Origin of the sequence: Chelatococcus reniformis (assembly GCF_014640075.1) — a bacterium.
GTDB lineage: Bacteria > Pseudomonadota > Alphaproteobacteria > Rhizobiales > Beijerinckiaceae > Camelimonas > Camelimonas reniformis.
On the sequence record NZ_BMGG01000002.1, the window covers coordinates 549011 to 574418 of the forward strand.

Here is a 25408-nt window from a genome sequence, read left to right on the forward strand (position 1 = left end):
CTGCCGGTGCCTGAGCGCTGGGCGCGCGGCGCGACGCCGTGGCCCGGTTCCATCCACAGGAGAGGCGCTGGCGAAGCTTCAGCGCCGCGCCCGGACGGCCGATACTCGGCCAGGGGCCCCGCCTGTGACCGGCTCCGGGAGCGACCATGGCCAAGATCTTGCGCGACGTCGGTTTCGTGCACCTGCACGTGCACTCGTCGTACTCGCTGCTCGAGGGGGCGATGACCATCGCCACGCTCCAGAAGCTCGCGGCAGCGGATCGACAGCCGGCGCTGGCGCTGACCGACACCAACAACCTGTTCGGCGCGCTGGAATTCTCCGAGAAGCTGTCGGGGGCCGGGATCCAGCCCATCGCGGGCCTGCAGGTCTCGGTGGCCTTCGAGATGCCGGAGCCGGGCGCCCGGCAGATGGTCGGGCATCGCCATCCCAGCATCGTCCTGCTCGCGGCGACGCAGGAGGGCTATCGCAACCTCCTGCGCATCACCAGCCGCGCCTACCTCGACAGCCAGGCGGGGGAGGCGACCCATATCGGTGCCGCGGTGCTCGCGGCCCACAGCGAAGGCCTGATAGCGCTCACCGGCGGCCCGGCCGGCCCGCTCGACCAGGCGATTGCCGCGGGACGCACCGATCTTGCCGCGGCCCGGCTCGGCCGGCTGCGGCCGCTGTTCGGCGACCGGCTCTATGTCGAGCTGCAGCGCCACGGTCTTGCCGACGAGCGGAGGGTCGAGCCGGAGTTGCTGCGCCTGGCCTACGACCACGGGCTGCCGCTGGTCGCCGCCAGCGAGCCCTATTTCGCCAAGTCCGACGATCACGAGGCTCATGACGCGTTGCTCGCCATCGCCGAGGGACGCGTGGTCTCCGACGAGAACCGGCGTCGCCTCAGCCCACGCCATGCCTTCGCCACCCGCGCCGAGATGGCGGAGAGCTTCAAGGACCTGCCGGAGGCTTTGGCCTCCAGCGTCGAGATCGCCATGCGCTGCTCCGTGCGGGCGCGCAAGGCGAACCCGATCCTGCCGCGCTTCACGGAGGACATGGACGAGGCGGTCGATCTCAGACGGCGGGCGGAGGCGGGGCTAGTGGCGCGGCTGGCGGCGCACGGTCCGGCCGCGGGGCTCGCCGACACGGACTATACCGAGCGGCTGAACTACGAGCTGTCCGTCATCGAGCGGATGAAATACCCGGGCTACTTCCTCATCGTCTCGGACTTCATTCAGTGGGCCAAGGCCGCGGGCATCCCGGTGGGACCGGGGCGTGGCTCGGGCGCAGGCTCGCTCGTCGCCTACGCCCTCACCATCACCGATATCGACCCACTGCGCTTCGGCCTGCTGTTCGAGCGCTTCCTCAACCCCGAGCGCGTGTCGATGCCCGACTTCGACATCGACTTCTGCCAGAACCGCCGCGACGAGGTGATCTCCTACGTGCAGGCGCGCTACGGCGAGACGCGCGTCGCCCAGATCATCACCTTCGGCACGCTGCTGGCGCGCGGCGTCATGCGTGACGTGGGCCGCGTGCTCGAGATGCCGTACGGCCAGGTCGATCGACTGACCAAGCTCGTGCCCCAGAATCCGGCCAACCCGGTCTCTCTGAAGAAGGCGATCGAGGACGAGCCCAAGCTGCAATCGGCGGCCACGGAGGAGCCGGTGGTCGGCCGCATGCTCGCCATCGCTCAGAAGCTCGAGGGCCTGCACCGGCACGCCTCGACGCATGCAGCCGGCATCGTCATCGGCGACCGGCCCCTGGAGGAACTGGTACCACTCTACCGCGATCCCAAATCCGGCATGCGGGTCACCCAGTTCAACATGAAGTGGGTGGAGCAGGCGGGCCTGGTGAAGTTCGACTTCCTCGGCCTCAAGACCCTCACGGTGCTGCGCACCGCGGTCGACCTGCTGGAGCGGCGGGGCATCGCCATCGATCTCGCCGCGATCCCGCTCGACGACCGCACGACGTTCGAGGTGCTCGGGCGCGGCGAGACGGTCGGCGTGTTCCAGGTGGAAAGTCCCGGCATGCGCAAGGCGCTGGTGGAGATGCGCGCCGACCGGTTCGAGGACCTCATCGCCCTCGTCGCGCTCTACCGGCCGGGCCCCATGGCGAACATCCCCGTCTATTGCGAGCGCAAGCACGGTGAGGGCGAGCCCGAAGAGCGCTGGTACCTGCACCCCAAGCTCGCCGGCATCCTGCGCGAGACCTTCGGCATCATCATCTACCAGGAGCAGGTGATGCAGGTGGCGCAGGAGCTGTCCGGCTATTCGCTCGGGGAAGCCGACCTGCTGCGCCGCGCCATGGGCAAGAAGATCAAGGCCGAGATGGACGCCCAGCGCGACCGCTTCGTGCGCGGCGCCATGGAGAGGGGGCTGGAGAAGGCCCTCGCGGATGAGATCTTCGACCTGCTGGCCCGCTTTGCCGACTATGGCTTCAACAAGAGCCATGCTGCCGCCTACGCCCTGGTCGCGTATCAGACGGCCTATCTCAAGGCCAACTATCCGGTCGAGTTCATGGCGGCGCTGATGACGCTCGACATGGATAACACCGACAAGCTTGCCGAATTCCGGCGCGAGGCGGAGCGCCTCGGCATCCGCGTCGAGCCGCCGTCCATCAACCGTTCGGACGTCGCCTTCGAGGTCGACCACGGCCCGAGCGGCTCGGCCATCCGCTACGCGCTCGCCGCCGTCAAGGGCGTCGGCGGCCAAGCGGTGGAGGCGATCGTGGCCGCGCGGGGCGACCGGCCCTTCGCCGACCTCGGTGATTTCGGCCGACGCATCCACCCCCGCCTGGTCAACAAGCGCACGCTGGAGGCGCTGATCGCCGCCGGCGCCCTCGACGATGTGGAAGGCGACCGGGCGCGCGCCACCGCATCCGCCGAGGCGGTGATGGCGCTCGCCCATCGCACCCAGGCCGCAGCCGCGGAGGGGCAGCACGGCTTCTTCGACGATCCTCGCGGCGTCGCGCCGGAGGTGTTGCGCACGCCCCCTTACGAGCCGTGGCTGCCGGCGGAGCGGCTGCAGAAGGAGTACGACGCCATCGGCTTCTTCCTGACGGGCCATCCGCTCGACGAGTACGGCGAGTTGCTCGACCGCATCCGGGTGCAGCGCTGGAGCGACTTCGTGCGCTCCGTCAAGGCGGGCTCCGCCATGGGGCGTGTGGCGGCGACCGTGCTCGATCGCAGCGAGCGGCGCACCAAGAGCGGCAACAAGATGGGCATCGTCACGCTGTCCGATCAGTCCGGCCACTTCGAGGCGATCATCTTCTCGGAAGGCCTGCAGCGCTACCGCGACCTGCTCGAGCCGGGCCGGCCCTTGGTCCTGATCGTCCAGGCGTCCTTGGAGGGCGACGAGGTGAGGGCGCGCATCCAGACCGTGGAGCCGCTGGACGAGGCCGTTGCCAAGCACCAGAAGGGCCTGCGCATCTTCCTGCGCGACGCGCGACCGGTCGCCAGTGTCGAGCAGCGCCTGCGCGATCGCGGCGAAAGCGAGGTGTCGCTGATCCTGCTGCTGGAGGAGGCCGGCCGCGAGGTCGAGGTGAAGCTGCCCGGTCGCTATCGGACCTCGCCCCAGGTCGCCAGCGCGCTGCGTGCCGTGCCGGGCGTGGTGCATGTCGAGATGAGTTGAGCGCCCGAGCGCCGGCGACTTTGCGCCTGCGCCCGTTGCTGCTACACCGCCACAACCTGTGCGCCCACCGTGCCCACGGCGCGGAGCGCTACAACCGCAGATAGCCCGAGCCTGCATGACCCGAACCGCCCTCTACACCGGCTCCTTCGATCCGGTCACCAACGGCCATATCGACGTGGTGCGCGCCGCCTGCCGCCTGTTCGACAAGATCGTCATCGCCATCGGCGTTCATCCCGGCAAGTCGCCGCTGTTTACGGTGGAAGAGCGCGCGGCGATGCTCCGTGAGGAATGCGGCTCGCTGGCGGCGCAGACCGGGACGATCCTCGACGTCGTGACCTTCGCCGGACTGGCGGTTGACGCCGCCCGCGCGGCGGACGCGGGCAGCATCGTGCGCGGCCTGCGCGACGGGACCGACCTCGACTACGAGATGCAGATGGCGGGCATGAACGGGGCGATGGCGCCGGACGTGCTGACGGTCTTCCTGCCCGCTTCGCCCGCCGTCCGCCCCATCACGGCCACCTTGGTGCGCCAGATCGCAGCCATGGGCGGCGACGTGTCCTCGTTCGTGCCGCCGAGCGTGGCGGCCAAGCTCGCAGAGCGAGCCCGGCGCTAGGGCCTGGCTGTGCACCCGATCGGGAAGCGCGCCGCGCGTCGGGAGGCCCGAACCGGGCGGCCGCGCAACGGTGCTCATGTCGCGCATTCGCGGACCGACACAAGTCGCTCGCACGAATAGCTAAAGTCCGCCATGGCTCGCGCGGGGCCTTCCGGTCAAATCATGCACTCAAGGGAGTTCGAAGATGAAGCGCCTGTTGGTTCTGTTTGCGATCCTCGCCGCAAGCGTGGTGCCGCTCGGTTCCGCCTCGGCCCAGAAGGCCGATCTCAAGGACACGCTCTATCTCGAAACCAAGGACGGCCGCATCGTCATCAAGCTGCGGCCGGATCTGGCGCCCAAGCACGTGGCTCAGATCGAGGCGCTGGCCAAGCGCAAGTTCTATGATGGAATCGTCTTTCACCGGGTGATCGGCGGCTTCATGGCGCAGACCGGCGATCCGACCGGGACCGGTGCGGGTGGCTCGGATCTTCCGAACATTCCTGCGGAGTTCACCGCGACGCCGTTCCAGCGCGGCACCGTGGGCATGGCCCGCTCCAGCGAGAAGGACTCGGCCAACTCGCAGTTCTTCATCATGTTCGACCGCACGCCATCGCTCGACAACAACTACACCGTCGTCGGCGAAGTCGTCTCGGGCATGGACGTGGTGGACAAGATCAAGAAGGGCGACTCCAGCCAGAACGGGCTCGTCAAGAGCCCCGACAAGATCGTCAAGCTGCGCCTCGCCACCGACAAGTGAATGGGCGGCGCGCCCAGCTCACATCCGCGTTCACCTACGACAACCGGTCGCGCTCCACTGCGCGACCTTGAAGGACCTGATCATGAGCGATCCCGAAAACACCCTCATTCTGGAAACCACCAAGGGACGTGTCGTCATCGGGCTGCGGCCAGACGTCGCCCCGCAGCACGTCGAACGGCTCAAGGTGCTGGCGCGGCAGGGCTTTTACGACAACATCGCCTTCCACCGCGTGATCGACGGCTTCATGGCGCAGACCGGTTGCCCCAAGGGCACCGGCACCGGTGGCTCCGACCTGCCGGACCTCAAGGCCGAGTTCAGCGACGAGACGCACCAGCGGGGCACCTGCTCGATGGCCCGCACCAGCAACCCGAACTCCGCCAACTCGCAGTTCTTCATCTGCTTCAACGACACGCCGTGGCTCGACCGCCAGTATTCGGTGTGGGGCAAGGTCGAGGAAGGGATGGACAACGTCGACCGCATCAAGCGCGGCGAGCCGGTCAGCGATCCCGACCGGATCATCACCATGCGGGTCGCCGCCGACGTCGCCTGAGCGGGCGATCTTCGTGAAGGTCGACCTGTTCGATTTCGACCTGCCGGAGGCGTCTATCGCGCTCCGGCCGGTCGAGCCGCGGGAGGCGGCCCGGCTGCTGGTCGTAGCAGGCAGCACTGCCTTCGACGACCGGGTGGTGAGCGACCTGCCGCACCTTCTCAGCCCCGGCGACCTTCTCATTCTGAACGATACCAAGGTCATTCCGGCGCGCCTGGCGGGCACCCGCGAGCGCGCCGGACAGGTTGCTCGGTTCGAGGCGACGCTGCACCTGCGCAAGGCACCCGATGCGTGGCTCGCCTTCGCCCGCCCGGCCAAGCGGCTCGAGCCCGGGGACCGGGTGCACTTCGGCGCCGCCACCGCAAGCCCCGCCTGCCACCTCGGCACGCTCGACGCGACTGTCGAAGGCAAGGGGGAGGGCGGTGAGGTGCGGCTGCGCTTCGATCTCGCCGGCGCCTATCTGGACGAGGCCCTGCATCAGGTCGGCGCCATGCCGCTGCCCCCCTACATCGCCTCCCGCCGCGCCGTCGACGAGCGCGACCAGACCGACTACCAGACCGTGTTCGCCAGGCAGGAGGGAGCGGTCGCCGCGCCGACCGCCGGCCTGCACATGACGGCGCCCCTGCTGGCCCGGCTCGCCGATCAGGGCATCGCCCTCCGCTTCGTCACCCTGCACGTGGGCGCCGGGACATTCCTGCCGGTCAAGGCTGAGGACACCAATGAGCACCGCATGCACGCGGAATGGGGCATATTGCCCGCCGACACCGCAGCGGCGATCAATCGGACGCGCGCCGCCGGCGGCCGCATCGTCGCGGTCGGCACCACGTCCCTGCGCCTGCTCGAAAGCGCCGCCGCGAGCTTGCCCGACGGGGCGGAGCTCCAGCCCTGGTCCGGCGAGACGGCGCTGTTCATCACGCCGGGCTATCGTTTCCGCGCCGTGGACAGGCTGATGACCAACTTCCACCTGCCGCGCTCCACCCTATTCATGCTGGTCAGCGCATTCAGCGGGCTGACGACGATGCACGCGGCCTACCGCCATGCTGTCGCGACCGGCTATCGCTTCTATTCCTATGGCGATGCCTGCCTGCTCAGCCGCACGGACGGTGCGACGTGAAGGGACCGTTCTCCTTTCAGTTGTCGGCGACCGACGGCGCGGCGCGGACCGGGCGCATCGCCACCGGCCGCGGCGAGATCCGCACGCCCGCATTCATGCCCGTCGGCACGGCGGCGACGGTCAAGGCCATGTATCCGGGGCAGGTGCGGGAGTTGGGTGCCGATGTCGTGCTCGGCAACGTCTACCACCTGATGCTGCGGCCCGGGGCGGAGCGGATTGCGGCGCTCGGCGGCCTGCATCGGTTCATGAACTGGCCGCATCCGATTCTGACGGATTCGGGCGGCTTCCAGGTGATGTCCCTCGCCAAGCTCCGCCGCATCGACGAGCACGGCGTGACCTTCCAGTCCCATCTGGACGGCTCGCGCCACGAGCTGACGCCCGAGCGATCGGTCGAAATCCAGGCCTTGCTCGGATCCGATATCCAGATGCAGCTCGACGAATGCGTGCGCATGCCCTGCACGCCGGAGGAGGCCGAGCGGGCCATGCGGCTCAGCCTGCGCTGGGCCGAGCGGTCAAAGGCGGCCTTCTCCCCGGTGCCGGGACGGGCGCTGTTCGGCATCGTGCAAGGCGCCGACGTCCCCGATCTGCGCAGGGCGAGCGCCAGGGGCCTCGTCGATATGGGGTTCGACGGCTACGCGGTCGGCGGCCTTGCGGTGGGCGAGCCGCAGGAGGTGATGATGGCGATGCTCGATGTCGTCGTCCCGCTGCTGCCGGCAGACAGGCCGCGCTACCTGATGGGCGTCGGCACGCCGGACGACATCATCGGCGCGGTGAGCCGAGGCATCGACATGTTCGATTGCGTGATGCCGACCCGGGCCGGCCGGCACGGCCTCGCCTACACGCGCCATGGCAAGGTCAATTTGAAGAACGCCCGCCATGCGGACGATGCACGGCCCCTGGACGAGACCTCGAGCTGCGAGGCGGCGCGCATCTACAGCCGCGCCTACCTTCACCACCTGGTGAAGGCCGGCGAGATCCTCGGCATGATGCTGCTGACCTGGGTCAACCTAGCCTATTATCAGGAGCTCATGGCGGGCCTGCGCGGTGCCGTCGCCGAGGGCAGGCTCGACGCATTCATGGCGCAGACGCGCTTGGGGTGGTCAAAGGCCGACGAGAGCTAGAGTATTTCCGCGTTTCTTTGAATCGCCGAAATGCTCTATCTGTTTGATTTGCCGCGTTTTCTTCACGCGAACCGGCGTCCACTTCGCTCAAAAAACGCTCTAGGAGCTATGCCTCCTGGGCGGGCATCTTGATCATCACGACGTTGGCAATGCGCCACTGGCCCGCCTTGCCTGCGTCGACGAGGAAGAAGGCCATCCATGGCTGCCCCGAGCTGTCGGAGATCTCGACCAATTGGGTGAGGCCGAACGATGTCTTCTTGAGCTCGCCGAAGGCCACGATGCGCGCATCGGCAATGGCGGGAAACTGCCTGTTAACGACCTTCAGGTAAGCTGTATCGGTGGTGAATTGCTTGCGAAGTTTCGGTGATACGACCGAAAACGCTGTCTTGGCGTCGGCCTGGCGCACGGCGTCGATCTGCCGGGCGATGACCTTCTGCACGGCGAGCGTCGAAGCCGGCTGGGCCCCGAGCGCTGACTGAGCCGGATGGCGAGGTGCGCTTGCGGCATCCGCACCCTGAAAGGCGAGGGAAACGCGGTCGGCGGCGAACACCGGAGTGACCATCAGCGCAGCAGCAGCGAACACCAGAGCGAACGGACGCATCGGACCGAACTCCATCAATCAAGGCGCACACGTACAGCTCGAGTGAGAATCACGCTGACCTTCGCCTCCGTTCCATCGCTCCGCCGCATTGGTCGCGGCACTTGAGGGGAGCCATTGCCGGGAAGCTCGAACGCGCAATGCGCTTCGCCGCCTTTGGCCTGCTTTAACCGCCTGGAACGCCGATGAGGTCTTTTTCTGAATTACCGCTCGCGCTGTGACATATACGTCAACATGTCGAATAAACTGTCAACACCGCCAGAAGTTCCGCTTGCAATCGATGAAAGATTGTGCGTGAGCCGACCTGCGATCGGCAGGCGGTAGTGCAGGGGGTCCCAAAAGTTCGAGTCGTCCATGGTGATCGGCGAGCGCAGCCGAAAATCCGCAGCTGCCGCTCCGTGCCTCGCCGCGAGCGCCGCGACGGCTGCCTTGCACGCCTGTTCGTGCGCTTGCGCCCCTGAGCCGGGGCGCGGCTGTACGGCAATATGGGCCGGCGGGAAGGCGAGCACGACGCGGGTGGTGGGCGGCAGCTGCGTCAGGAGCGCATCGAGCCAGGCGAGGGCCGGGAAACGCCACGCGGCGCGCTCGGCGGCCGACGGCGTGATTGCCGGAACCACGGGAGTCACGTCGGGGGCGCCGGCCCAGATGTGCGCTTTGGCGCGGGCGAGATCGTAGGTCGCCTCCGGCGGCGTGAAGACCTCGTAGCCGTCGGCGCGGATGCGCTCACGCGCCAGGCCGAGCCGTCGTGCGGCGACCCGGGTGGCGATTTCCAGGCTCTTCAGGTCGAATTCGTGCCCGAGGTCGGCAAGGCTCACCTCGTCGTAGAGCCACGGGGGAAAGCTGCGGAAGGTCAGCCGGTTGTCGGCGGCGTCCGCCGCGCACCAACTGGGGTCCAGCCCGAATATCAGGACTTTCGGCTCCTTGACGGTGCGCACGAAGAGCGATGCCAGTTGCATCTGCTCCCAGGGTGTCGCCGCGTTCATGCCCAGGTTGGCGAAGCGGGCGCCGAGCAGCGATCCAAGCGCCGCAGGGTCCACGAGCCGCATGCTCGATGTGCCGAAGATGGCGGCATCGTAGCGCCCGCTGCGAACGATCTGCGGATACATGAAGCGCTGATTGAGATCCATGATCGGGGCCGGCGCCCGGCGGGGCGAGGCGAAGATCCCGTAGGGGTCGAGCGCCACGACGAAGCCGAACAGCGCGACGAGCGCGCAAATCCAGGCGGCGCCGAACCAGCGTAGAAAGCCGAGCCAGGATGGGGCGGCAGCCGGACTTGCGATGGACGTCATGATGCAGGGTTCGCGGCCAGCCCGACGGGCGCCGGGTCTGGAGCGTGCAGAACGGTCGGCCGCAGGATGATCAGTACTTGATGATCTTGTTGTGGCGCGCCGGGCCTCTGCCGCAGCGGTACGCCACCCCGGTCACCGATGACCAATCGTGGCCGTTCTTGCGCAGGTAGAGATCCGTGCCGCCGAGCGCCACGGTCCGGCCGATCATCGCGTCGAGCGCCTGGTCGAAGGCGGCATCGGTGTAGACGGGCTCGCTCACCACGCGGACCTTCCGGCAGTGCATGATGTCGTAGGAGTTGTCCCAAACCGGGATCGCCGGCCCCGGGTGGCCCGGCAGCAACGGCGTCCACGCCGAGAGGCCGACGAGCAGGCCGAGGGCGCCCAACGCCTTGATCGCTTTCAACGCCATCGCCACCGGCTCCACTGCTGCTCCGATCCGAACTCCGGACTCGTCATGCTTCTGCCTATCGCCCGGCCGCAGGCAAGTCGAGTGTCGGGATGTGACACTTGCGCAGTTTTGCAGGAGCCAGGTGCAGCCCACGTGTCGCTCCGCCCTGCCGGGTGACCTCATGGGGCCGGGGCATGCTCCTGTCGCCGGGGGCCGGGCAGCAAGGCGAAGGCGGCGGCCCCGGCGACCGCGATGGCCGCCAGCGAGAGATAGGCCGCGGTGACCGGGTCCGCCCCGTGGTTCGAGGCCAGCGCCGCGGCGAGGCCCGACAGCCATTGGACGATGGCCACGCCGGCGAACATCGACATGGTCAATGCCGACAGGGCGCGCCCTTGCGACTGGGGTGGATAGGCGGTGCGCGTATCCGCGTATTGCAGGATGGTGAAACCGCCCTGAAGCGCCATCGTCACCGCGATGGCGATGGCGGCGACAGGGCTGGCCGCCGGGCAGAGCCCCAACGCGGCGATCAGCGCAGCCAGCAGCAGCGTGCAGGCGAAGATGACCCGGCGGCGCAGCCGGGGGCCCGGATCGAGCCGGCCGAACAGGGCCGGGCCGAGCATCATGGCGACCGACATGATCAGCACGACGTTGCCGGCGCTGACCAGGCTGAAGTCGTACCGCTCGGTGAACAGCGGCACCAGCCAGAGGCTCCGGATTGCCATGACGACCGCGTAGGTAATGCCGCCGAGGATCAGAATGGCCGGCGCCTGCCGCATGGTGATCACGGCAAACAACATGCGGAAGGAGGCACCCAGGCTTTCGGTGGCGTCAGCGCCCCGCTCGGGATCGCGCTCGACCAGCAGCCCACACGCGAGGACCGCCAACGCCGACAGCGCCGCGAGGACGAGGAAGCCCGCCCGCCACGACCACAGTTCGACCAGCCAGGCGAGAGGCGTCGCGGTCATCAGCGTGCCGATACCGCCGACGGACATGACCAGCCCCGACACGGCCGACAGGCGATTGGCGCCGACGTGGCGGCCGATGAAGACCAGGCAGGCCAGCAGCGCGGGGGCACAGCCGAAGCCGATCAGCGCCTGGCCGAGGACGAGGACGGCATAGGTCGGTGCCAGCGCAGAGAGCAGGGCGCCCAGAACGGTGAGCGAGAACAGCCAGCAGGCGGTCCGCTTGGCCCCATAGCGGTCGAGCGATATGCCAACGCCGATCTGCATCACCGCGAAGGCCAGGTGGAAGGCGGCGGCGAACTGGGTAACCTGCTGCTGGCTGAGGCTGAACTCGGCGGCGATGGCGCCGGCGGTCACGCCGGGCACCGTGCGATAGGCCTGGCTCAGCGCAAAGCACGAGACGAGGGCCGCGAGCATGACCGGAAAGCCGCGGCCGTGCGCCGGGACGCGCTGTAGACCTGAACCTGCGTTCGCCTGGAGCATTCGCCCGACGCCAACCTTTTGCCCGTTGCCAGCCCGGACTTATGTCGCGGCCGGCGATACCCGCCAACCGCCGTCCGTGCACGCCCAGCATGCGCACGGAAGGAGCGCTCCCGATTCGACAGGTTGGAGCATTACCCGGTCGGATGATGTCAGCCCGATCGCACAACCGCGGCCAGCGGCGCACCGATGCGAGAGCGTTTTCGAGCTAAGTGGACGCCGGTTCTCTTGAAGAAAACGCGACAAATCAAATAGATAGAACATTTCGGCGATCCGAAGAAACGCGGAAATGCTCTCTAGCCGCGCGGCTCGACGACGAGGCTCTGGACGGCGCGGCCGAAATAGCCTGTCACATCCCCTAGGCGGGCGGCGGCGATGCCGGCACCGTCCGGTCCGAGCCAGGTCTGCGCGTTGAGCAGGATCCAATCACCAACGGGCTCCCGGGCGAGGCTGACTGTGAGGTCGCCGTTGATGAACGTCCAGTGGCGGAAGTCGAGCACGGACGACACGCCGTTGGAGAAATCGCTCGCGATCGCCGCGCGCATGGCCTGCGAGACCGGGCTGCCCTCGACAATGGTGCGATCGACACGGAACCACACCGCGCCAGGCCCCGGCTGGCGGAAACCGCCCCGTGCGGTGCGCGCCGAGAGGCCGGTGATGAAGGGGTTGCCGATGCCGCCCTCCGGATCCATGGGCTCGCAGGCGTCCGGCAGCTGCAGATCGAGCGGCGGCACCGCGCCGGCATCACCGGGCAGAGGCGTCTCGGTCCGGCGGATCTTCAGCACAGAGGCGCGCACCACCTCGACGCCCTTGGCCAGCAGCCGCACGCCGCAGAGCTGAATCTTGCGGCCGGCTCTCAGCACCTCGGTCTTGAGCTCGAGCTCGCCGATCGGCACCGGACGCATGAGATCCACGGTCAGCCGCGCCACCTGCATCGGCACCGCCGTTTCCATGCGCTCAGCCGCCCAGATCGCCAGCGAGGAGGGCGCCGAGCCGTGCTGCATGGACAGGTCCCACGGACCAGCCGCCAGCGGGCTGGCCAGAACGGACTCGCCGTTGACGCGGAACACCGTATCCATGGCCTGCTGCCTCCTCGGGGGAATCGATGCGCCGCAATACGGCGCATCGATCCGATCGGCAACCGGCGCGGGCCGCGGGGCGGAGGCTGGCGGCCGCCCGCACCAGGCATGGCAGCGGCGATGGTGCCCCGCCGACTCAGCCCATGCCGCCGTCGCAGCGCAGGATCGCCCCCGTGGTGAAGCTCGACGCGTCGCTCGCCAGGTAGAGCGCCGAGGTGACGATTTCCTCCGGCCGCCCCGGCCGTCCCAGCGAGTTGTCGGACGTGGTGCGCTTCTCCTCGGTCCAGGCCTTGGAGATGTCCGTGAGGAAGGGTCCCGCGGAGATGGCGTTGACCCGCACCTTCGGCCCGTATTCACGCGCCAGCGACACCGTCATGGCGTTGAGCGCGGCCTTGGCGCCGGAATACGGCACCACCGTCGGCAGCGGCACCAGCGCGCCGCTCGACGAGATGTTGATGATGGAGCCGCCTTCGCCGTCGGCCATCCGCTTGGCCACCAGCGATGCGAGCCGGAACGGCCCTTTGAAGTTCAGCGAGACGATCTTGTCGAACATCGCTTCGTTCATCTCGTGCGAGGGGATGGCGGGCGACATGCCGGCATTGTTGACGAGGATGTCGATGCGGCCGAAGTGGGCGTAGCAGGCGTCGGCAAGCCGATCCATCTCGTCCCAACGGCTGGCGTTGACGGAAATCGCCAGGGCCCGCCGGCCGAGTTGCTCAACCTCCTTCGCGGCCGCCTCGCAAGCATCGAGCTTGCGGCTGGCGATGACCACGTCCGCCCCCCGCTGGGCAAAGGCGCGAACCATCTGCAGGCCCAAGCCCCGCGAGCCCCCCGTGACGACGGCGACCTTCCCCTTCAGGCTGAACAAATCGTCCATGTGACGTTCCTCCGCGTTTGCGTTGTCGTAGCACTTGTTCCTTATCCCAAGGCGACGCGGGTCGGCCACTGTTCGCCGCCGACGGCGGCGCAGTGCGAGCCCGGTCCGCGTGCATGGCGGCAGCCAAGGAAGCCCACCCGCGTCGCCGAAGGCCCGGGCTCGGTTCACACTCGACCGGAGGCGGGCCCGCGGAGCAGGAAATCCGTGACCTCGTCGGAGAAGCGCTTGCGGTACCCCTCAATGACGACGTCGGCCCCGCCGGCCGGATCGGGCTGCGCCATGGGCATGCCGTGGGCGACGAGCGCTTCGGCGCAGCCGAGCCAGTCCCCGCCGTCGACGGGCTCGTTGCACGAGGCCCAGGAGAGCGTGCCGCAGGCGTTGTCGCCGAAACCATGCCGTTCCCGCCAGCTTGCCCCGTGCTCGAGCAAGAACCGCGTGAGCGCCGCATCGCCGCGGAACACCGCGTGGTTCAGTGCCGAGGCGTTCCAGTCACCGCCCGTCGTCGCGATCGGCCAGCCGAGCTCGACCATGAGCCGCACGGGCTCGCCGCAGCCCAGCGCGGCCAGCTCCGGCAGCACGCGCAGCTGACTGGCGGTGAACTCGGCCATGAGGCCGCCGCGCCGTGCCAGCAGCCGGCGGGCGCGGGCCCTGTCGCCACGTGCGCAGGCGGTGATGAACTGCTCGGTGTCGGAGATCGGTCCTCCGGCATCGGAAGGCAGGAGCTCCGCCACATCCGGCAACCCGAGCCGGAGTGCCAGCGTATGGGCGCTGGTGCCGTCCCGCGTGCGAGCTGCCGGGTCGGCGCCGGCCGCCAGCAGCGCGGCGATGTGTGCCGGTGACCGGCGTCGCCGGATCGCCCACAGCAGCGGCGAGCCGCTATGGGCGGTCGGCGCACCCGGGGCCGGCTCGTTGGGATTGGCGCCGTACGACAGCAGCAGCCGCAACCCGTCGATGCTGTCGAGATCGAGAATGCGATAGACGGCATTCGAGCCGGCGATACGCGCGCCCGCGGCCAGCAGGCGCCGCGTGCAGTCCAGGCTCTCCAGCGCGTGATAGAGCGACTCGCCGTCGTTCGGATTGGCCCCTGCCGTCAGCAGCAGGTCCGTCAGCTCGCCATCGTGGTTCTGCCCGGCCGCACCGTAGAGCGCCGACAGCCGGACCTCCTCCGCGGGCTGGCTCAGCGAGGCCGGCGGCGAGCGGCTGCCAGCCGACTGGTTTGGGTGCGCCCCCGCGTCCAGCAGCAGCCGGGCGCAGGCGTGCAGGCGTTCGCGGAAGGCGGGCAACCGCGCGAGGCTGGAATGCGTGACGGCGACCAGTGGCGGCAGGTCGAGCGCGCCGCCGGAGCGATTGACCCATTGCGGATCGTCTTCCGTTGCACGGCGCAGGACGGCTATGTCGCCGGCGGCGCATGCGAGATACGGGTCGTCACCGACGAAGCCGGGGGCCTCGTCCAAAACCATGGCCGCCACCCGCGGCCTGGCACGGCTCGTTCCGCCGGCGAGATCGCCCGCATAGACGAGCCGCAGCCAGTCGAGAGGAGAGGGGACGCGGCCGGATGCCCGCGCGACGCGTGCCTCCACATAGATCTTCAGATCCGTCCACGAGGGAAAGCCGTACTCACGCGCCACGCATGATTGCGCATCGTGGAGGCGTAGGCCGAGCTTCCTGACTGCGGCATCGTCCTTCCCCACCGCCGCGGGCAAGCCGTCGCGTATACGGGCAAGCGCGGCCGCGTCGCCGCTCCTGTAGCGCGCCAGCAGGTCCTTCGCCTGCTTCCTCAAATGGTCGAGATTGGGCCTGTCGGTGAGCCGCTTCATGGCAACCTCCGTGCATGATCCGCCGACGACCCGCAAATCCGGCTGCACAAAGGCTTGATGGCCAGCTCAGTAAGGCAAGTGGGTTCAACCCTTCCCGCGGGTCCGGGTGCGGCTTGCTCCGCTGCGGTGCAGGCTACGGCACGGGGGATGGCACGGTCAATTCGGTGGGGGCAACCGGCGGGGCGGTGGCTCCGGCCGGCCGTCCAGCCGCAACGCTCTAGCCGATCAATGGTTCGGTAAGAGACGCGACAGTGGCCCGCTCACGATGCACTGAAGGCCAGCGGCATCAAACACAAGCTCGGGGGGGCGCCCGAAGAGGCCTGTCAAGGCAGCGCGTATATAGCGGGTTCCATATCCAGTTCGCGACGGTGCCACGACGGCGGGGCCTCCGGTTTCGATCCATCTGATCGTCAGATCCGGATCCGCGCCGGCGGACAGCTCCCAATTCAATAGAACATGTCCTTCCGGACTGGACAGGGCACCATATTTAATCGCGTTGGTAGCGAATTCGTGCAGACAAAGGGCCAGGGTTGTTGCTGGCTCGCGCGAAACCGAGAGGTGAGGGCCATCGATCAAGATTCGGGTCAGTTCTTCGGAGCGGTACGGCGCGAGAGTGGAATTCACGATATCCGCCAATGGCACCTCCTCCCCTCCAGCAAGAAAGACCGCCGAGTGGACGTTGGACAGGGCCGTCAACCGGGCCCTAAAATCCTCCGACAATTCCTCAGTTGTCCCGCCCCTGCGCCGGGTCAACTCAAAAAGCGCCATTACGCTGGCGAGTATGTTTTTCACGCGGTGATTGAGTTCAAGCCGGAGTTCCGTCTCCCGCTCGAGATGGTCGCGAACCTCGCGCTGCCTGTACCGAGCCAGGAGGACCGACTGGATGCCGCTGACGAGTTCCAGGGCGGCGACGGGCCGCTGATAGAATAGCTGGCGCGAGCGCGGCCAAGCTGCGCCGAGCGTTGCCTGGATCCGAGCCTGCGAGGCGGCCCGGTCCACCAACACCACGATCGGGATCTCCGACCAGTTCGGCTGATCACCGAGGAACCGCGCGATCGTGGCGATTGCGTCCTGATTGAGAGCCTCATGCGTGACGACCAACACGCCCGGAGATTCGGCCAGCAAATCGGCCAAGTCCTGTGCGCTTGTCGCTCGCGCCTTTATCTTGTGTTCAAGAAGAAGTGTCTCCGTATAGGAAGCATCTTTTCGATATGGAGCCAGTATAAGAACCCAATCGAGGGTCCCTAAATCGTCCTGCTCGGCGTCGCTCACGTGTCGGGCAAGGGATTGTAGGCAATGACCGAGACTCCGGAACTCGCTATCGAAAGCTCTCGGACGTCCAGGTCGTGCGGACCATGACGCTTTTTGACGACCGTGATGCTGCGCCGGAGCCGGCCCTCGTGCTCCATCATCCGAAGGAGGAGAACGGTATCGCCCAAGAAGCTGACATCGACATCGATCCCGACATTCTGTCCGAGCAATCCGTGCTGCGCGACGATGAGCATCGTCAACACATCCGCGCGCGCGAGATGCTTCAGAAGCGACTGGATATCGAGCACCGCCTTTTCGCGATGGGGAAGTGAGTTCAGATAGCCGGTGAAGCTGTCGATGACCACGACTCGCGTCTTGTTGCGCTCGACGACCTGCTGGACGATCTGACCGAACTCTCCTGGTGAGACTTGATTTGGGCTGAAATCATGGATGACGAGTTGACCATCCTCGTGAAACTTACGAAGGTTCATGCCCAAACCTTCGGACCGCCGAAAGAAGGTCTCGAGCCGTTCCTCAAAGAGGAATAGCGCGACGCCTTCGCCACGCTGCAGCGCGGCGGTCGCATAGAGCGATGACATCGTCGACTTGCCGGTGCCGGACTGACCGATGACAAGCGTTATGGTTCCGGATTCCTGCCCTCCCCCGAACATCTCGTCGAGGGCCTCAACCCCTGATTTGATCAGTTGCGGCTTGACGATCTCTCCGCTGGAGCCGGGCACGATCCTCGGGAACACGACGATGCCATCTCCTTCCCGAATGGCCATATCGTGGTAGCCGTCGACGACGGCGACGCCCCGCATTTTACTCACCTCGATGCGACGACGTACGGCGCCGTACTCTTCGAGCGCCTTGTCGAGGCGAATCACGCCATGGGCAATACCCTCAATTTCTTCGCCGTTGTGATCACCGCCGCTGGTTTGCGTGTCGAGCAGGAGCGCCACGATCCCGCGCCGGGCCAGGAAAGCCTTGAAGCCAATGAGCTCACGTCGGAAACGAGGGGCATCGCCGGTGATCAATCGGATCTCCAGTAACGAATCGTAGACCAATCGATGCGGCCTATGTTCCTCGATCGCGCTCTCGATCGCCTTCCGGGTTTCGTCCAAGCGAAGTTCCGACGTCTGAAATATTGTTTGATCGGCGGCGCCATTCACCGGTTCCGACGCCGACAGTTCCTCAATGCGGATGCCCTCGAGCGTCCACCCGTGCGACGAAGCTATGGCTTGAAGTTCGGCCGCACTTTGCGAGAGGCTGACATAGATGCAACGCTCGCCTGCTTCTACGCCTGCGCGCAAGAACTGAAGCGCGGCTGTTGTCTTACCGGCCCCCGGATCGCCCTGCACAATGTAGAGATTTGCCGCCGGCAATCCGCCACGTAGTATGTCATCAAGTCCCGCGATGCCCGAACTCACCGTGGGTTGCTTCTTTCCTTCTGTCATGCTGCCTTCGCTCTCACAACGGGAAGCTGTAGGTCGGCTATGCGACTCACATCCGTGGATATACCCGGGGCTCACTTTGCGGTGAGGCGGCAGGAAAGGTACACGACCACTTGTCTAGGGGAAGCCCCAGTGTGAGGCAAGAGACAGACGAGGAGCCGAGGTGCCGGGCCATTCGTCCCGCTTCACCTCCGTGCCGGCGCGTCGAGGTCGTCGATCCGTGACCCGCGTCGTGGCTCGAAAACGAGCTGCAACGTACATTTGCGCTGCGGCGAAGGTAGAGTTCGGCAGCGGCCGGCATCGCAGCCTTTTGGCGCGCCCAAGGGGAGTCGAACCCCTCTCTCCAGCGTGAAAGGCTGGCGTCCTAACCGATAGACGATGGGCGCGGTCAAGGAGGAAGCGGACGTATAGGGGTGTCGCGCGTCATTCGCAATATGCGTGCGCAATATGCGTGGTTCAAATTGCAGGTCGGCGACAGCCGGACGGCCGCGGCGCTCCGCCGTTGCGCGTGGCGGATCGGGGCCTATCTTAGGACAGCCACTGGGACGTCGCCGTGACCGCTGACCATCGCTCCACCGAGTTCGCCACCGAGACGGATATCCTTGCGCTGCAGCGGATGCTGGCAGCGGCCGACGCCATTGTTGCCTTCACCGGCGCCGGCATTTCCACGGAGTGCGGCGTCCCGGATTTCCGCTCGCCCGGAAGCCCCTGGCTCAAGAACCAGCCGATCGAGTTCGGCGAGTTCCTGGCCAGTCCGACTGCGCGGATGGAAGCCTGGCGGCGCAAGTTCGCCATGGACGACATCTACAGCGGCGCGCAGCCGGGGCGCGGCCATCAGGCGCTTGCCCGGCTGGTGGCCCAGGGCCGCATGCCCGGCGTCATCACGCAGAACATTGATGGCCTGCACCAGGCATCGGGCGTGCCAAGCGGACAGATCGTCGAGCTGCACGGCAATGGCACCTACGCCACGTGTCTCGACTGCGGTCTTCGACACGAATTGGTGGAGGTGCGCAGACGTTTTGAAGGCAGCAATCAGCCGCCGAGCTGTGTCAGCTGCGACGGTGTCGTGAAATCGGCGACGATCTCGTTCGGCCAGGCCATGCCGGAGCGCGCGATGCTCAAGGCCCAGGCATTGACGCTCGCCTGCGACCTGTTCCTGGTCATCGGCTCGTCGCTGGTGGTGCAGCCGGCCGCCTCGTTTCCGGTGCTTGCGCGTCGGAACGGAGCCAAGCTGGTGATCATCAATCGTGACGAGACGCCGCTCGACACCATGGCCGATCTTGTCGTCAACGATGATATCGGCGACGTTCTGACGCGCGCTTCGCTGCCCGGATGATGAAAAAGGAGCCGCTCGTCAAACCGGCGTTGTGATCAATCCCTATATGTCATGCCGACCTTTCGGGCTTTCTGTGCAGCGCCCTGATGATATCCTGAGCGCGTGAATCGCGCCGCGATTCGACGGTGGTCGTGAATGTCGGACGATTTCGGGGCGGACGGCGCAAGGCGGCGGGCCCCCACTGTGCTTGACGGGGATGCGGATGTCGGCCGCGCTGTCGATGCCGAAGGGCGACCGCTTGACCTGATCGAAGTCTCCGGCCGCATCAAATGGTTCGACGTCGCCAAGGGCTTCGGGTTCATCGCTGCCGACGACGGCCCCGATGTGCTGCTTCATGTCACCTGTCTACGCCGGGACGGGTATCAGACCGCCAAAGAGGGGGCGCGGGTCGTTTGCGAAGCCGTCAGGCGTACCCGCGGGCTGCAGGCCTTCCGCATCATCTCCATGGACGAGGACGATGCGGTTCATCCCTATGAGCTGCCGGAGCCGCGCACCCACGTCACCATCGTGCCGACGAGCGGGCTGGAGCGTGCCGTCGTCAAGTGGTTCAATCGGCTGCGTGGCTTCGGCTTCGTGTCGCGCGGGGATGAGACGCCGGACATTTTCGTACATATGGAAACGCTGCGCCGCTATGGCCTGATGGAGCTGAAGCCCGGCCAGGTCGTCTTCGTGCGCTTTGGCGACGGACCCAAAGGGCTCATGGCCTCGGAGATCCATCCCATCGATCGTGTGGCGCCGACCTCCCATTGATTTCGCCCTGCTTGCCTGCTCCCTGATGGTGGCCATGAAGACGATCTCCCTGCGACGGGCCCTCGCACTCGTCCTCGCATTGGGCGTCGTCGCCCTCGTCGGGGTTGCACGTGCCGCGGCGCTCGAGCCTTTGACGGTGATCACGGCGACGGGCCGCCACAGCTTCACCGTCGAGGTCATGCGCAGCGAGGACGAGCGCGAGCGCGGCCTGATGTTCCGCGGCTATCTGCCTGCGGACCGCGGCATGCTCTTCGACTTCAAGGCCACCGAGCCGGTGTCCATGTGGATGAAGGACACCTTCATTTCGCTCGACATGCTGTTCATCCGCAGGGACGGCACCATTGCCCGCATCGTCGAGAACACCGAACCGCAGTCGACACGGATCATTTCCTCGGGCGAGAACGTACTCAGCGTCCTCGAGGTGAATGCGGGCACGGCGGCGCGGATCGGCGCCAAGCCGGGAGACCGCGTCGTTCACGGGCTGTTCGAAAGATGAGAGGCGACGATCGCGTCGGGCTTGAGACGGATCGTGGCACGCACACCATCAGCCTCGAAGGCGAGACTGGCTTCGCCCAGGCGCCGCGGCAGCGCGTTCTGCAGCAGCCGTGAGCCAAAGCCGACGGCGACGGGGACGGCAACGGCCGGGCCTCCGCTCTCCTTCCATTCGATCGTGACCCCGCGCCCGGCCCGCTCCCACTGGAGGCTGATCCGTCCGCAATGGGACCCCAGGGCGCCGTGCTTGATCGCGTTGGTGGCGAGTTCATGCAGGATCAGGGCGAGCGGCGTCGCCGCTTGATGATCGACGTTCAGCGCGGGGCCGGCGAGCCTGAACCGTCCGTCCGTCTCGAACGAAGCGACGACGCGCGCCAGCAACTGCGGCAGGGGCACATTGCCGGCAGCCCGCTCACTGATGATCGCCTGCGCCTCGAGCAGGGCGCCGAGGCGAGGCGCGAAGGCGGCTTCGAAGGCTGCGACGGTCTCGGTCCGGCGCGCCGTCTGTGCCACCAGGGCCTGCACTACGGCGAGAAGATTCTTGCTCCGGTGCTGCATTTCGGCGGCCAGGAGTTGCGCCTGCGCGTGGGCGGCCGCCAGATCGATGAGCGTGCGCCGGAACACGGCGCCGAGCCCCAGGAGCAAGCCGCCGAAGATCCAGTAGAGGCCGAGCAGGCCCCATCCGATGAAGCTCCAGTCCGGTGCCACCAACTGGCGATAGAGGACGACCGCCGCCACCGTGCTGGCAAGAACCACCGTCACCCCGGCCGGCACGCCCCCCCAGATCGCCGCGATGATGACGGCGGGAAAGAAGGTCACGAACGGTCCGCTATTGGCCAGCGCGGAATGGAAGAGCAGGCGGAAGAGGATACCTGCGACGACGCAGCCGACGGCCACGAGCCCGATCTCCCACCACCGCGGGCGGTCCCTCGCTATGAGGTCGATCCAGCCGCTGTATTTCAAGTCCGGCTCCGAGCGGTCGGCGGCGAACTTGAAAGCCGCGGGAACGAGCCACCGCAGATAACCTCCCGATCGGCGGCAAATCTACGCATCTCGACGTGCGATGATCCCCACCCCGGCCCGTTCATCGCCTGCAAGTTGTCAGCGGTGGTAATTCCGCGGCGGACCGCGTGAGTGGCGGGCGCACGCAACCGCGAATTCTGCATGGGACAGCGGCGGCTGCGGCCGCTATGTACGCCCGCAGTCAGCAAAGGCGGCAACAGCTCGAATGCCTTGGGAGAGAGCGATGAACGGAGCGGAAAGCCTCGCAAGGACCCTCGTGGCAGGCGGTGTCGAGGTGTGCTTCACCAACCCCGGCACCTCCGAGATGCATTTCGTCGCCGCCCTCGACCGCGTCGACGGCATCCGCTGCGTTCTGTGCCTGTTCGAAGGCGTGGCGACGGGGGCAGCGGACGGCTACGCGCGCATGGCCGACAAGCCCGCGTCGACGCTGCTGCACCTGGGACCGGGGCTGTCGAACGGCCTCGCCAACCTGCACAACGCCCGCCGTGCCCGCAGCCCGGTCGTCAACATCGTCGGCGAGCACGCCACATATCATCGGCGCTTCGACGCGCCGCTGACCTCCGACATCGAGAGCTTGGCCCGCCCGGTGTCGGGCTGGGTCCGAACTTCGGTCGATTCCCGCGCCGTGGCCGCCGACGGGGCCGCGGCCATCGCCGCGGCGCGAAGCGCGCCGGGGCAGGTCGCCACGCTGATTCTGCCGGCCGACACCGCCTGGAATGAGGGAGCGGGCATCGCCCCGACTGGGGCCGCCGCGCCGGCACGGCCGGTCTCCGCTGCGACGGTCGAGGCCGTGGCAGCGCTGCTCCGCGGCGGCGGCCGCCGCATGCTGCTGCTGGGCGACAAGGCGTTGCGCGAGGCACCGCTGGCGCTGGCCCGGCGCATCGCCGACGCGACCGGCGCCGCGCTTTTGGCAGAGACCTCGAACGCCCGCATGGCGCGCGGCGCGGGGAGGGTGCCCGTCGATCGCCTGCCCTACGTCGTGGACGCGGCCGTGAAGACTCTGGAAGCGGTCGACACGCTGGTGCTCGTGGGCGCCCGCGCGCCGGTCGGCTTTTTCGCCTACCCGAACAAGCCCAGCGAGCTGGCGCCCCCGGGGTGCCGGATCATCACCCTGGCGGGCGTCGATGAAGACCAGGGCGATGCGCTCGAGCAACTCGCGGATGGGCTCGGCGTGCGCACCGCGGCGCTGGATTTGCCGTCAATGGCGCAGGCGGCGCTGCCGACTGGCGCACTCGATGCCCGCGCGCTGGCGCAGGTCATCGGTGCGCTCCTGCCGGAGCAGGCCATCGTCTGCGACGAGTCCGTCACCACCGGCCGCGGCTTCTTCCCGGCGACGGCGGCCGCGCCGCCGCACGATTGGCTGCAGCTCACCGGCGGCTCGATCGGGCTGGGCATCCCCATGGCGGTGGGCGCGGCCGTCGCTTGCCCCGACCGCAAGGTGGTGTCTTTGCAGGCTGACGGCAGCGGCATGTACACGGTCCAGGGCCTGTGGACCCAGGCACGCGAGAACCTCGACGTGCTGACCGTGATCTGGTCCAACCGCTCCTATGCCATCCTACGTGGCGAGCTCGCGGGCGTCGGTGCCGACAATCCGGGTCCAAAGGCCCTGGACATGCTGAGCCTCGCCAATCCGGACCTCGACTGGGTCAGCTTGGCCAAGGGCCTCGGCGTCGAGGGGCAGCGCGTCGACACCGCCGACGGGTTCGCGCGCGCCTTCCAGGCCGGCATCGCTCGCCGCGGCCCCTATCTCATCGAAGTCGAGCTGTAGCGGCCTTTGGTGCCATCGGCCCGGCCCCGGGGCCGCGTCGGCCCTGATCGTCAGGCGGCGCCGGCGAGGCTGGCGCCTCCGTCCAGGCCGCGCTTCACAAGCAGGTGAGCGGGGTCGGCGCCGCGGCCGCGGAAAGCCCGATAGGCTTCGTCGGCCGCCCTGCGGTTGCCCGCGCCATAGACCTCACGGCGCAGCCGCGCAGCCACGTCCGGGTCGAAGATGTCACCGCTTTCCGCGAAGGCGGCGAAGCCGTCCGCATCGAGCACCTCGGACCAGAGGTAGCTGTAATAGGCCGCCGAATAGCCGTCGCCGGAAAATACATGCAGGAAGTGCGGCAGGCGGTGGCGCATGACCATGGCATCCGGCATGCCGATCTCGGCCAGCAGCTCGCGCTCGAAGGCATCGGCATCGAAGGGCTCTTGCAGGGGCCGCCGGTGCAGCTCCAGGTCCGCCAGGGCAGAGGCCACATACTCGACGGTGGCAAAGCCCTGTCCGTAGGTGCGCGTGGCCAGCAGACGGGCGAGGAGGGCCTGCGGCATCGCCTCGCCGCTCAGGTAGTGGGTGGCGAAGCGGGCCAAGATCTCGGGCTGCTCCAGCCAGTGCTCGTAGAGCTGGGACGGGAACTCCACGAAATCACGCGCCACGTTGGTGCCGGCGATCATCGGATAGGTCACGTCGGACAGCAGTCCGTGCAGCGCGTGTCCGAATTCGTGGAAGAGCGTGTGCGCCTCATCGAACGACAGCAGCGCCGGCTCGCCGGATGCCGCCTTCGCGAAATTCATCACGTTGACGACGATCGGACGCACGTCGCCGCGCAGGCGCTCCTGCGTGCGGAAGGCGTTCATCCAGGCGCCGCTGCGCTTGGAGGTCCGCGCGAAGTAGTCGCCGAGGAACACGCCGATGTGGCGGCCGTCGCTGTCGCACACCTCGAACGCCCGCACGTCCGGGTGGTAGACGGGCAGGTCGAACCGCTCGGTGAAGGTCAGGCCGAACAGGCGCGTGGCGGTGTAGAACGCCGCGGCAATGACCTTGTCGAGCTGCAGGTACGGCTTCAGCTCGCCCTCGTCCAGGTCGAACGCGGCCTTGCGCCGCCGCTCCGCGTAATAGCGCCAGTCCCACGGCGCGATGGTGAAGTTGTCGCCGTCGGCGGTGATCAGCTCCTGCAGCGCCGCCTCTTCACGCAGCGCCTGGGCGCGGGCCGGCGTCCAGACGGACGTCAGCAGGTCCATCGCCGCGGTGGGTGTCTTCGCCATGGAGTCGGAGAGCCGGAAATCGGCGAAGCTGGCATAGCCAAGCAAGGCGGCCTTCTCGGCCCGCAGGGCCACAAGTTCGGCCAGAATGGCCCTGTTGTCCGTCTCTCCTCCGGTCTGGCCGCGCGCCATCCAGGCCTTGAACGCTCGCTCGCGCAGATCCCGCCGGCTGGCGAACTGCAGAAACGGCTCGATCGACGAGCGCGCCAGGGTGACGACATAGCTGCCATCGAGCCCACGGTCGGTCGCGGTCTGGGCTGCGGCAGCCCGGACGACCGAGGGCAGGCCGGCCAGTTCGTGCTCGTCGAGAACGAGAGTCCACGAGACCTCGTCGGCGAGCACGTTCTGACCGAACTGCGTACCGAGCGCTGCGCTACGCTCGGCGATCGCCGCCATGCGAGCCCTGGCGTCGGCGCCCAGGCCGGCACCAGCGCGCTCGAACGCCAGCACATAGCGCTCCAGGACGCGCGCCTGCTCGTCCGCCAGCTTGGGTGCATCCGTCCGGCGCGCGAGTTCGGTCACGCGGCCGTAAAGCGCCTCGTTCAGGAAGATCGCGCTGCGGTGGCGAGCAAGCAGGGGCGCGACCTCCCGCTCGATCGCCTGCAGCGCCGGGCTGGTGTGAGCGCCCGTTAGATTGAAAAAGACGTTTGCCACACGCAGGAGCGTCGCGCCGGAGCGCTCGAGGGCGGCGACGGTGTTATCGAAGTCCGGAGCCTGGGGGCCAGCAGTGATCGCTGCTACCTCGGCCAGATGCTCTTCCATGCCGCGCTGAAAGGCGGGGCCGAAATGCTCCGCGCCAATGTCGGCGAACGGCGGCATGCCGAGTGGGCTCGTCCAGGGACGCAGCAAGGGATTTGA

The 25408-nt window shown here is 67.5% G+C and carries 21 protein-coding genes and 1 tRNA gene; 10 read left to right on the plus strand and 12 right to left on the minus strand.

Going from position 1 to position 25408, the window contains the following annotated elements; all coding sequences use genetic code 11:
• The first annotated feature begins 146 nt into the window (after window positions 1-146).
• The 6 genes from dnaE (at window position 147) to tgt (ending at window position 7736) form a co-directional block, all read left to right on the plus strand.
• Entirely contained in the window at window positions 147-3605 is a 3459-nt protein-coding gene (gene dnaE, locus IEW34_RS06940) for a DNA polymerase III subunit alpha (RefSeq protein WP_188608409.1), read from the plus strand.
• 115 nt (window positions 3606-3720) lie between these two features.
• On the plus strand, window positions 3721-4218 hold the full coding sequence (gene coaD, locus IEW34_RS06945) for a pantetheine-phosphate adenylyltransferase (protein WP_188608410.1): 498 nt from the start codon (window positions 3721-3723) through the stop codon (window positions 4216-4218).
• Window positions 4219-4402: 184 nt separating this feature from the next.
• Complete coding sequence (locus tag IEW34_RS06950; RefSeq protein ID WP_188608411.1) at window positions 4403-4954, plus strand: peptidylprolyl isomerase; 552 nt, start codon at window positions 4403-4405, stop codon at window positions 4952-4954.
• 82 nt (window positions 4955-5036) lie between these two features.
• Entirely contained in the window at window positions 5037-5504 is a 468-nt protein-coding gene (locus tag IEW34_RS06955; RefSeq protein ID WP_188608412.1) for a peptidylprolyl isomerase, read from the plus strand.
• Between the two features lie 13 nt (window positions 5505-5517).
• Complete coding sequence (gene queA / locus IEW34_RS30470; RefSeq protein ID WP_244641841.1) at window positions 5518-6615, plus strand: tRNA preQ1(34) S-adenosylmethionine ribosyltransferase-isomerase QueA; 1098 nt, start codon at window positions 5518-5520, stop codon at window positions 6613-6615.
• The gene (gene tgt / locus IEW34_RS06960) at window positions 6612-7736 is read left to right on the plus strand and encodes a tRNA guanosine(34) transglycosylase Tgt (RefSeq protein WP_244641842.1); all 1125 of its coding nucleotides are present in this window, start codon (window positions 6612-6614) and stop codon (window positions 7734-7736) included. The genes queA and tgt overlap by 4 nt, the downstream gene beginning before the upstream one ends.
• Before the next feature lie 106 nt (window positions 7737-7842).
• Here tgt and IEW34_RS06965 read toward each other — a convergent pair whose 3' ends face one another.
• The 10 genes from IEW34_RS06965 to IEW34_RS07010 form a co-directional block, all read right to left on the minus strand.
• Window positions 7843-8352 (minus strand): DUF4864 domain-containing protein, encoded by a 510-nt coding sequence (locus tag IEW34_RS06965; protein ID WP_244641867.1) that lies wholly within the window; start codon window positions 8350-8352, stop codon window positions 7843-7845.
• A 185-nt stretch (window positions 8353-8537) separates the two neighbouring features.
• On the minus strand, window positions 8538-9623 hold the full coding sequence (locus IEW34_RS06970; protein WP_188608415.1) for a hypothetical protein: 1086 nt from the start codon (window positions 9621-9623) through the stop codon (window positions 8538-8540).
• Window positions 9624-9693: 70 nt separating this feature from the next.
• Window positions 9694-10032: a hypothetical protein gene (locus IEW34_RS06975; RefSeq protein WP_188608416.1), complete on the minus strand. Its 339-nt coding sequence runs from the start codon at window positions 10030-10032 to the stop codon at window positions 9694-9696.
• A 158-nt stretch (window positions 10033-10190) separates the two neighbouring features.
• Entirely contained in the window at window positions 10191-11390 is a 1200-nt protein-coding gene (locus IEW34_RS06980) for an MFS transporter (RefSeq protein ID WP_188608417.1), read from the minus strand.
• 359 nt (window positions 11391-11749) lie between these two features.
• The gene (locus tag IEW34_RS06985) at window positions 11750-12532 is read right to left on the minus strand and encodes a thioesterase family protein (RefSeq protein ID WP_188608418.1); all 783 of its coding nucleotides are present in this window, start codon (window positions 12530-12532) and stop codon (window positions 11750-11752) included.
• Between the two features lie 136 nt (window positions 12533-12668).
• The gene (locus IEW34_RS06990) at window positions 12669-13409 is read right to left on the minus strand and encodes an SDR family NAD(P)-dependent oxidoreductase (protein WP_188608419.1); all 741 of its coding nucleotides are present in this window, start codon (window positions 13407-13409) and stop codon (window positions 12669-12671) included.
• Window positions 13410-13573: 164 nt separating this feature from the next.
• Window positions 13574-15226: an ankyrin repeat domain-containing protein gene (locus IEW34_RS06995; RefSeq protein ID WP_188608420.1), complete on the minus strand. Its 1653-nt coding sequence runs from the start codon at window positions 15224-15226 to the stop codon at window positions 13574-13576.
• Window positions 15227-15451: 225 nt separating this feature from the next.
• Complete coding sequence (locus tag IEW34_RS07000) at window positions 15452-16498, minus strand: sensor histidine kinase (protein ID WP_188608421.1); 1047 nt, start codon at window positions 16496-16498, stop codon at window positions 15452-15454.
• Entirely contained in the window at window positions 16495-17934 is a 1440-nt protein-coding gene (locus IEW34_RS07005) for a DUF7125 family protein (protein ID WP_188608422.1), read from the minus strand. Before IEW34_RS07005 ends, IEW34_RS07000 begins: the two co-directional genes overlap by 4 nt.
• A gap of 308 nt (window positions 17935-18242) precedes the next feature.
• Window positions 18243-18317, minus strand: a tRNA-Glu gene (locus IEW34_RS07010).
• Between the two features lie 230 nt (window positions 18318-18547).
• Here IEW34_RS07010 and IEW34_RS07015 point away from each other — a divergent pair.
• The 3 genes from IEW34_RS07015 (at window position 18548) to IEW34_RS07025 (ending at window position 20513) form a co-directional block, all read left to right on the plus strand.
• A complete protein-coding gene (locus tag IEW34_RS07015) occupies window positions 18548-19267 on the plus strand; it encodes an SIR2 family NAD-dependent protein deacylase (RefSeq protein ID WP_188608423.1) in 720 nt (239 codons plus the stop codon).
• A gap of 135 nt (window positions 19268-19402) precedes the next feature.
• Entirely contained in the window at window positions 19403-20017 is a 615-nt protein-coding gene (locus IEW34_RS07020) for a cold-shock protein (protein ID WP_188608424.1), read from the plus strand.
• A gap of 25 nt (window positions 20018-20042) precedes the next feature.
• Entirely contained in the window at window positions 20043-20513 is a 471-nt protein-coding gene (locus IEW34_RS07025) for a DUF192 domain-containing protein (RefSeq protein WP_188608425.1), read from the plus strand.
• Here IEW34_RS07025 and IEW34_RS07030 read toward each other — a convergent pair.
• The gene (locus IEW34_RS07030) at window positions 20492-21472 is read right to left on the minus strand and encodes a sensor histidine kinase (protein ID WP_188608426.1); all 981 of its coding nucleotides are present in this window, start codon (window positions 21470-21472) and stop codon (window positions 20492-20494) included. The genes IEW34_RS07025 and IEW34_RS07030 overlap by 22 nt on opposite strands.
• A gap of 283 nt (window positions 21473-21755) precedes the next feature.
• Here IEW34_RS07030 and IEW34_RS07035 point away from each other — a divergent pair, with 283 nt between their 5' ends.
• Window positions 21756-23300 carry an acetolactate synthase large subunit gene (locus IEW34_RS07035; RefSeq protein WP_188608427.1) on the plus strand — a complete coding sequence of 515 codons (1545 nt, stop codon included), beginning with the start codon at window positions 21756-21758 and terminating at the stop codon, window positions 23298-23300.
• A gap of 50 nt (window positions 23301-23350) precedes the next feature.
• Here IEW34_RS07035 and IEW34_RS07040 read toward each other — a convergent pair whose 3' ends face one another.
• Window positions 23351-25369, minus strand: coding sequence for a M3 family metallopeptidase (locus IEW34_RS07040; RefSeq protein WP_308424369.1), 2019 nt, complete (start codon window positions 25367-25369; stop codon window positions 23351-23353).
• Window positions 25370-25408 lie beyond the last annotated feature (39 nt).